Origin of the sequence: Microtetraspora fusca, from assembly GCF_001570365.1 — a bacterium.
Taxonomy (GTDB): domain Bacteria; phylum Actinomycetota; class Actinomycetes; order Streptosporangiales; family Streptosporangiaceae; genus Microtetraspora; species Microtetraspora fusca.
This window is the reverse complement of the sequence record NZ_BBYK01000067.1, coordinates 92,040-99,636: the sequence shown is the minus strand read 5'-3', so window position 1 is coordinate 99,636 and position 7,597 is coordinate 92,040. Positions and strand designations below refer to the sequence as shown.

Here is a 7,597-nt window from a genome sequence, read left to right as displayed (position 1 = left end):
TCACCCGCTCGTGGGGGCTCCGAACCACTGGGCCAGCGCGGCGCGCAGGGCCGCGCGCTCGCGGGCGTCGGGGTTCGGCGAGTCCGAGGCCCAGACGACGTAGCAGTCCGGCCGCAGGAGCAGGGCCGTGACCGGATCCGGGGCCCGGGTGGTGGACGAGGCCTCCGGAACGCGGGCCGAGACGGCGTCCACCCGGTCCTGCCGACCGGCGAGCTCCCCGGCGAGTGACGCGTCCCGCGTCAGGTCCAGCAGCAGGGGCCGGGCGTTCTCGGTCAGCGTGGCCAGGCGGACCGGGCCGCTCCCCGCGTCCAGCGTGAGGTCGGGGGCCCACCGGCCGGTCAGCGGGTGCGTCCCGCCGATGTCGTAGCGGATGTCGGCCCCCGCCATGAGGTCGGCGACGCGTCGTACGGCCTCGCGGTCGGCGAGCAGCTCCTCGAACAGCTCGCGCAGTGCGGTGACCTCGGCTCCCGGCGCGACCAGGGCGGACTGGGCCTGGGTCTGCATGATCACCCGCTCGGCGGCCGGCCGCCGCTCGCTCTCGTAGGTGTCCAGCAGCCCGGGTGGCGCCCAGCCGTGGACTTCGGCGGCGAGCTTCCAGCCCAGGTTGACGGCGTCCTGCAGGCCCAGGTTCAGGCCGGGGCCGCCCATCGCCGAGTGGACGTGGGCGGCGTCGCCGAGCAGCAGCACCCGGCCGGCGCGGAAGCGGTCCGCCAGCCGGGTGTTGCCGCCGACCAGCCGGCGCAGCATGTGCGGGCCCGGGCCGTCGGGCGGCGCGAGCGGCAGGTCGGCTCCGAGCACACGGCGGACGCTCAGGCGCAGTTCGTCGAGGGTCATGGGCGCGTCGGAGGCCTCCGCGCCGTCCCCGGCAGTGGGCCACTCCGTCGTGCCCACCAGCAGCGGACGGGAGGGGAAGGACGCGTACACGAACATGCCGCGCTCGGTGCGGTGGTGCCGGAACGGCGGGATCGGCCCGTACCCGGGCACGTCGAGCCCTCCGGTCGCCGGGTCGACCAGCGCTGCGGGCACCACGGCGTGTGCGGTGCGGTGGACGGTGTCGTCCCTCGTCACGCCGGGGAAGTCGATGCCGGCCAGCTTGCGGGTGCGGCTGCGGCCCCCGTCCGCGCCGACGAGGTAGCGGGCGCGCACCCGGTAGGGGCCGTCCGGGCCGGAGACGTCGGCGCTCACGCCGTCGTCGTCCTGGGCCAGGCCGGTCAGCTCGTGGCCGCGGCGGATCTCGACGCCGAGCTCGACGGCGCGCTCCTCCAGCACCTGCTCGATGCGGCGTTGCGGCACGGGCAGGATGTAGAGGGGGTTGTCCTCCAGTGCGGCCAGGTCCAGCGGTAACGCGCCGAAGACGAAGGACGGCACGGGCCGGGGAGGCTCCGCCTCGCCGCTGAGCCGCCGGTGCAGCCCGCGGCGGTCGAGCATCCGCACGACCTGGCCGACCAGGCCGTTGGCCCGGTTCTCCTCGGTACGCTCGGGCAGGCGTTCCAGCACGAGCGGCCGGATGCCCGCGAGGCTCAGCTCGCAGGCCAGCATCAGCCCGTTCGGCCCTGCTCCGGCGATGACGACGTCGACGTTCATGGGGAAGTCCTTCTCGTACGCGGGGAATGGGGGACTTTTCAGGGGCGGGACGGACTCGTCGGGGGGACCGGCAGGCCGGCCGAGAGCTGACCGAGCGCGTCATGGAGGAGCCCAGCGATCGGGACGGGCGGGTCGGCGTGCAGCCACCGCTCCATGACCACCCTGATCGCGACCCCGAAGGCGCCCGCCACCAGCCGCGGGTAGAGGTCGAGGGCGGCGTCGGTGCCCGTGCGTTCGGCGACCGCGGCGGCGAGCTCGGCCTCCTCGGCGGCCGCCGCCGCGGCGAAGGCGCCGGTGAGCGCCGGATCATCGATCATCAACCGGACGCCGTCGACCCACTGCCGGTCGGGCGTGCTCTCGCCGCCGGTGTCCTGGCCGAGCGCGAACCGCGCCGTGGCGGCGTTGGCCAGCGCCTCCCAGAGGGGCTCCGACGCCGGGCGTGCCCGCAGCTCCTCGGCGATCTCCCGGGCCCGGTCGAAATGCCGGGCCGTGATCGCCTCGGCCTTGCTGGAGAAATAGTTGTTGAACGTGCGCGGGGAGACGCCGACCTCGGCCGCGATGTCGTCCACCCGGACGTTGTCCAGCCCGCGCTCCACCGCGAGGCGGATGGCCGCCCAGCTCAGCGCGATGCGGGTCTCCTGCTTCTTGCGTTCGCGCAGCCCGGGGCGCTCACCTTCGATGTCCATGCCGAGGACGGTAGCATTTCTTGCGTGATAGGAAAAGATTCGGAACACGCAAATATGCGTGCTCCGTAACTATCGAGAGGTCGACCACGGCCAGGCGAGAAGCTCCGTGGGTACGGAGCGGAGCGGGGGCCTGGGGGGCCTCTCGCACGGTTCGAGCTCGTGGTCGAGTCCCACGGCCGCGAGCAGCCGCTCGACCACCGGCGGGATGTGGGTCAGCACGAACGTGCCGCCCTGCTCCCGGGCGTGTTGCTTGATCGGTATCAGGGTGCGTACACCCGCGCAGTCCATGAACGACACATCGCACATGTTGATCTCGATCTTCGGGATCGCCACCTGCTGGATGACGCGGTCGAGCGTGTCCCACAGGATGCCCGCGGTCGTCAGGTCGATCTCACCGCACGGACGGATGACAGCGTTCGGGCCGTCCGCTTCCACCGCGACCTCCAGCCACATCATCACGACCTCCTGTGCGTCGGCTTGGATGAATGTGGGGGTTATGTCTCCTTCGTAACAGGGAACCCGGCGTGCCGCCTCCCCGTCATTCCCCCGACCTGGTAAAAGCTCGTCCGCCCTGTGCCACCGTTCCACCGCCTTCCGAGTGAGGCGGAGGACGCGGAAAGGCGGGGCGGGCCGGGTGTCGGCCGTCCTCCGTTACTGTCGTCCGTGGCGGACGGCGAGGGTGCCCCGCTCGCCCGGCGGTCACGTCCCCAGGAGCGGCGCGGAGTTCTCGCGCCCGGTCGCGCCCACGTACGGGAGTCCACGTTCGGGAAGGGTGAGAGGCGATGCGCGGTCTCGGCGAACTCGAAGCCAAGGTCATGGACGTCCTGTGGTCGGCGAGCGGCCCCCTGCGCGTCCGCGAGGTGCTCGAACGGCTCGACACGCCGCGCCCCCTGGCCTACACGACGGTCATGACCGTGCTGGACAACCTGCACGGGAAGGGGTGGGTCCGCAGGGACCGCGCCGGTCGCGCCTACGAGTACACCGCCAGCGAGTCGCGCGCCGAGGCGGGCGCCAAGCTGCTGCGCGACGTGCTCGCCTCCAGCGGGGACGCCGAGCGGGTGCTGCTGCACTTCGCCAGCTCCGCGACCCCGGAGGAGTCCGACATCCTGCGCCGCGCGCTCAACCGGCGGGGAGGCCGCGGATGACCGTCGCTCTGGGGCTGCTCGTGGCCACCGTCGTGATCGGCGTCGCCGGCCCGCTCTACCTGCGCACCGCCGTGACGCCGAGCGTGCGGCCGGGGCTCGCCCTGGCGGGCTGGGTCAGCTCGATCGCCCTGATGGTCCTCGTCGCCCTGGTCGCCGCCGTGGTGCTGCTGGCGCCCCGCGCGTACGTCGTCGACGGCCTGATCGGGATGAGCCACAGCTGTGTCAACGTCGTACGCGCCGACGGCGGGGCGGCGTGGGAGCATGTGGCGCGGGCGGCCGGGGCGGCGGCGGTCTTCTGCGCCCTGGGATGGGTGGCCGCGGTGGCCGGGCGCCTGTCGTGGCGGCGCAGGCGGTGGCGCAGGGAGCACCTGGCGCTGCTGCGCGCGGTCTCCCGCTGCGAGCGCTCCGTCCTGTGGGTGGATGAGGACACGCCGCTCGCCTACAGCGTGGGCGGGCGGGACGGGGCCGTCGTGGCGACCCGGGGCGTCGCCCGGCTCGGCCCGCGTGAGCGCGACGCGATCCTGGCGCACGAGCGGGCGCACATGCGCGGCCGGCACCACCTCCTGGTGCTGCTCGCCGACGTCATGGCCGAGGCGCTGCCGTTCGTGCCGCTGTGCCGCCGCGCGCCGGGGGCGATCCGGGTGCTCGTCGAGCTGGCCGCCGACGCGGCCGCGGCGCGCCTGCACGGGCCCGGGTCCGTACGGGCCGGGCTGCTCGCCGTGGTCGGCCGGGGCGCGCCGAGCACCGCGCTCGCCATGTCCAGGGACGCGGTCGAGGTGCGGCTCCGCTGGCTCGGCGGGGAGCGGGCGGCGGCGGGACGGCCGCACAGCCGCGCCGGGTACGCCCTCGCGGCGGCGCTCGCCCTGGCGCCCGCGCTCGTCTCGATCGGGGTCGTCGCGCTCGGGGTGCTGGCCTACTGTCTCAGCGTGCGCCCCGCCTGACCCCGGGGCTCTCCGAGGTCACTACTATGCTCGATAGTAGATCATGTCTCGCGACACGGAGGGCCCATGGAGACGAACGAGCGGCGCACCACCGCCAGGCGCACGACCGTGCTGGTCACGGTCCTGATGGTGGTCGCCCTGGGGCTGGTCGTCTCCCTGGTCAGCCGCCCGTCACAGGAGGAGGCGAAGCGGCAGACACCCGCGGCGAGCGCGTCCTCCACAGGTGCGGCGTCCCCGGCCGCGTCGCCCGCCGCCGAGTCGGGACCCCTGACCTCGGCCGCCCGCCGCGCGCCGGACGACCCCCTCGCGATCGGCCGTACCGACGCCCCGGTCACGATGGTCGTCTACTCCGACTACCGGTGCCCGTTCTGCGCCAAGTTCGGCCGGGACACCGAGCCCAAGCTGGTCGAGCGCTACGTCGGCAAGGGGACGCTGCGCATCGAGTGGCGTGACTTCCCGATCTTCGGCGAGCAGTCGATCAACGCGGCGAAGGCGGCCCGCGCCGCCGCGGCCCAGGGCAGATTCCGGGAGTTCACCGCCGCCCTCTTCGGCGCCGCGCCGGACCGCGGCCACCCGGACCTCACCGCCGCCGTGCTGCGGAAGTTCGCCGAGCGGGCCGGGGTGCCCGACCTCGACCGGTTCGCCAAGGACATGGCGGGCGGCGCGTTCGCCGAGGCGATCGAGAAGGACATGATCGAGGGCCAGGCACTCGGCGTCCCCAGCACTCCGGCCTTTCTGATCAACGGGCAGCCGATGCTCGGCGCGCAGCCCATCGAGGAGTTCATCGCCATGATCGACAAGGCGGCGGCGGGCGGATGACGCAGGTCGGGTTCCTCGGCGCGTTCCTCGGCGGGCTGCTCTCGCTCGTCAGCCCGTGCTCGGCGCTGCTCCTGCCGTCGTTCTTCGCGTACGCCTTCGACCGGGTGGGCACGCTGGCCCGGCGCACGGCGGTGTTCTACGCGGGTCTCGCGGTCGTGCTCGTGCCGCTGGGCGCGGGGGTGGGCGCGATCGGCGCGCTGATCACCCGCTACCGCGACGTGGCGACCACGGTCGGCGGGGTCGTGCTGATCCTCCTCGGCGGCGCCGCCGTCCTGGGGAGGGGCTTCGGCCTGGCCGCCGCGGGCCGGGCGGCGGCGCGGATCCGGATCTCCTCCGCCGCCTCGGTGTTCGCGCTCGGCGCGGTCTACGGCCTGGCCGGGTTCTGCTCGGGACCGCTGCTCGGCAGCGTGCTGACCGTCTCCGCCGCCGGGGGCGCGCCCGCGTACGGCGCGGCGCTGATGGCGCTCTACGCGCTCGGCATGGCCGTGCCGCTGTTCGTCCTCGCGCTGCTGTGGGACCGCTTCGACCTCGGCCGCAGGGCCTGGCTGCGGGGCCGGCCGATCCGCCTCGGCCCGCTGCGGACGCACACCACCAGCCTGGTCTCCGGGCTGCTCTTCATCGCCATCGGCGTGCTGTTCCTCGTCACGGACGGCACCGCCGCCCTCGGGGGGCTGTCCGGCGTGGACGAGCAGTTCTCGATGCAGGTGTGGCTCAGGGACGTGGCCGGCCGCGTGCCCGACGCGGCGCTGCCCCTGGCGCTCGTGCTGGTCGCCCTGGCCGTCCTCGCGGCGCGCGCGTACCGCGGCCGCGCCTCCCGCTCCCGCGACGGCGGCGCGCCCGACGGGGGATGACACCCGCCGCCGTTCACGGCTCGGCTGCTTCGGTTCGCCTCCGGCGGCGTCTTATGTTCGGACGGTGGATCAACGCAGACGGGTGCCGCGCACCGACGCCGTGCTCGCCGCCCCCGAACTGGTCGCGGCGCAGGGGCGCCTCGGGCGGGCGGCCGTCAAGGAGGCCGTCGCCGCCGCCCAGCGGCGCGTACGGCACGGCGAACTGAGCCCGGACGACGTCGTCCGCGCGGCGATCGCGGCGCTGCCCGCGCGCGCCGCCGCCCTGCGTCCGGTGATCAACGCGACCGGCGTGCTGCTGCACACCAACCTCGGCCGGGCGCCGCTGTCGGCGGCGGCGATCGAGGCGGTGACGGCGGCGGCGGGGGCCGCCGACGTGGAGTTCGACCTCGCCACCGGCAGGCGGGCCCGGCGGGGGCGGGGCACGCTCGACGCGCTGGCGCGGGCGGTCCCCGCCGCCGAGGACGCGCACGTCGTCAACAACAACGCCGCCGCGCTCGTCCTCGTCGCCACCGCGCTGGCCGGAGGACGCGAGATCGTGGTCAGCCGCGGCGAGCTGGTCGAGATCGGGGACGGCTTCCGGATCCCCGACCTGCTGGTATCGACGGGAGCGCGGCTGCGCGAGGTCGGCACCACGAACCGGACCTCGCGTGAGGACTACGCCGCGGCGCTCGGCCCGGACACCGGGTTCGTGCTCAAGGTGCATCCGTCGAACTACCGGATCGAGGGGTTCACCGGCTCGGCGGGCGTCGCCGAGCTGGCCGGGCTCGGCGTGCCCGTCGTGGCCGACCTCGGCTCCGGACTGCTCCGCCGCGAGCCGCTGCTGCCGGACGAGCCGGACGCCGCGACCGCGCTCGGGGAGGGCGCCGACCTGGTCACGGCCAGCGGCGACAAGCTGCTCGGCGGCCCGCAGGCCGGGCTGCTGCTCGGCCGCCGCGATCTGGTCGAGCGGTGCCGGCGGCATCCGCTCGCCCGCGCCCTGCGCGTGGACAAGCTCACCCTGGCCGCGCTGGAGGCCACCCTGCGCGGCCCCGCGACGCCGGTCGCCGAGGCGCTGCGCGCCGACCCGGAGGAGCTGGCCGCCCGCGCGGCGGCCCTCGCGGGCACCCTCGCCCGGGCCGGCCTCGACGCGCGCGCCGTGCCCAGCGCGGCGGCCGTGGGCGGCGGCGGAGCTCCCTGCGTCACGCTGCAGAGCGCGGCCGTGAGCCTGCCCGTACGGCTCGCCGCGCCGCTGCGCACCGGCGAGCCGCCCGTCGTCGGCCGGATCGAGGGCGGGCGGTTCCTCCTCGACCTGCGCGCCGTACCGGCGGCGCGGGACGGCGACGTGGCGCGGGCCGTGCTGGCCGCGCACGCCGCTCCGGAGGAGGGCTGATGCACGTCGTCGCCACCGCCGGCCACGTGGATCACGGCAAGTCCACGCTCGTACGCGCCCTCACCGGGATGGAGCCGGACCGGCTGGAGGAGGAGCGGCGGCGCGGCCTGACGATCGAGCTCGGCTACGCGTGGACGTCGCTTCCCTCGGGGGAGCGGCTCGCGTTCGTGGACGTCCCCGGGCACGAGCGGTTCCTGGCCAC

The 7,597-nt window shown here is 75.1% G+C and carries 9 protein-coding genes; 6 read left to right on the top strand and 3 right to left on the bottom strand.

What is annotated here, in order from left to right:
- The 3 genes from AWQ68_RS32150 to AWQ68_RS32140 form a co-directional block, all read right to left on the bottom strand.
- Complete coding sequence (locus tag AWQ68_RS32150) at window positions 1-1,584, bottom strand: FAD-dependent monooxygenase (protein WP_066947771.1); 1,584 nt, start codon at window positions 1,582-1,584, stop codon at window positions 1-3.
- Window positions 1,585-1,622: 38 nt separating this feature from the next.
- Entirely contained in the window at window positions 1,623-2,270 is a 648-nt protein-coding gene (locus AWQ68_RS32145) for a TetR/AcrR family transcriptional regulator (protein WP_157546011.1), read from the bottom strand.
- A gap of 69 nt (window positions 2,271-2,339) precedes the next feature.
- Window positions 2,340-2,726, bottom strand: a complete 387-nt coding sequence (locus tag AWQ68_RS32140; RefSeq protein ID WP_066947769.1) for an STAS domain-containing protein — start codon at window positions 2,724-2,726, stop codon at window positions 2,340-2,342.
- Window positions 2,727-3,052: 326 nt separating this feature from the next.
- Here AWQ68_RS32140 and AWQ68_RS32135 point away from each other — a divergent pair, with 326 nt between their 5' ends.
- The 6 genes from AWQ68_RS32135 to AWQ68_RS45375 form a co-directional block, all read left to right on the top strand.
- Window positions 3,053-3,415, top strand: a complete 363-nt coding sequence (locus AWQ68_RS32135) for a BlaI/MecI/CopY family transcriptional regulator (protein WP_066947766.1) — start codon at window positions 3,053-3,055, stop codon at window positions 3,413-3,415.
- Window positions 3,412-4,356 (top strand): M56 family metallopeptidase, encoded by a 945-nt coding sequence (locus AWQ68_RS32130; RefSeq protein WP_066947763.1) that lies wholly within the window; start codon window positions 3,412-3,414, stop codon window positions 4,354-4,356. Before AWQ68_RS32135 ends, AWQ68_RS32130 begins: the two co-directional genes overlap by 4 nt.
- Window positions 4,357-4,422: 66 nt before the next feature.
- The gene (locus AWQ68_RS32125) at window positions 4,423-5,175 is read left to right on the top strand and encodes a DsbA family protein (protein WP_066947761.1); all 753 of its coding nucleotides are present in this window, start codon (window positions 4,423-4,425) and stop codon (window positions 5,173-5,175) included.
- On the top strand, window positions 5,172-6,026 hold the full coding sequence (locus tag AWQ68_RS32120; RefSeq protein ID WP_066947758.1) for a cytochrome c biogenesis CcdA family protein: 855 nt from the start codon (window positions 5,172-5,174) through the stop codon (window positions 6,024-6,026). The genes AWQ68_RS32125 and AWQ68_RS32120 overlap by 4 nt, the downstream gene beginning before the upstream one ends.
- 64 nt (window positions 6,027-6,090) lie before the next feature.
- Window positions 6,091-7,395: an L-seryl-tRNA(Sec) selenium transferase gene (selA, locus tag AWQ68_RS32115; protein ID WP_066947755.1), complete on the top strand. Its 1,305-nt coding sequence runs from the start codon at window positions 6,091-6,093 to the stop codon at window positions 7,393-7,395.
- The coding region (locus AWQ68_RS45375) for a GTP-binding protein (protein ID WP_245656307.1) at window positions 7,395-7,597 on the top strand (203 nt) is incomplete at its 3' end. The genes selA and AWQ68_RS45375, both read left to right, overlap by 1 nt.

Excerpts from the sequence above, each read along its gene's own strand:
- AWQ68_RS32135 (WP_066947766.1), top strand. The coding sequence starts at position 3,053 with ATGCGCGGTCTCGGCGAACTCGAAGCCAAGGTCATGGACGTCCTGTGG.
- AWQ68_RS32120 (WP_066947758.1), top strand. The coding sequence starts at position 5,172 with ATGACGCAGGTCGGGTTCCTCGGCGCGTTCCTCGGCGGGCTGCTCTCG.
- AWQ68_RS32150 (WP_066947771.1), bottom strand. The coding sequence starts at position 1,584 with ATGAACGTCGACGTCGTCATCGCCGGAGCAGGGCCGAACGGGCTGATG.
- AWQ68_RS32140 (WP_066947769.1), bottom strand. The coding sequence starts at position 2,726 with ATGATGTGGCTGGAGGTCGCGGTGGAAGCGGACGGCCCGAACGCTGTC.
- AWQ68_RS32130 (WP_066947763.1), top strand. The coding sequence starts at position 3,412 with ATGACCGTCGCTCTGGGGCTGCTCGTGGCCACCGTCGTGATCGGCGTC.
- AWQ68_RS32145 (WP_157546011.1), bottom strand. The coding sequence starts at position 2,270 with ATGGACATCGAAGGTGAGCGCCCCGGGCTGCGCGAACGCAAGAAGCAG.
- AWQ68_RS32125 (WP_066947761.1), top strand. The coding sequence starts at position 4,423 with ATGGAGACGAACGAGCGGCGCACCACCGCCAGGCGCACGACCGTGCTG.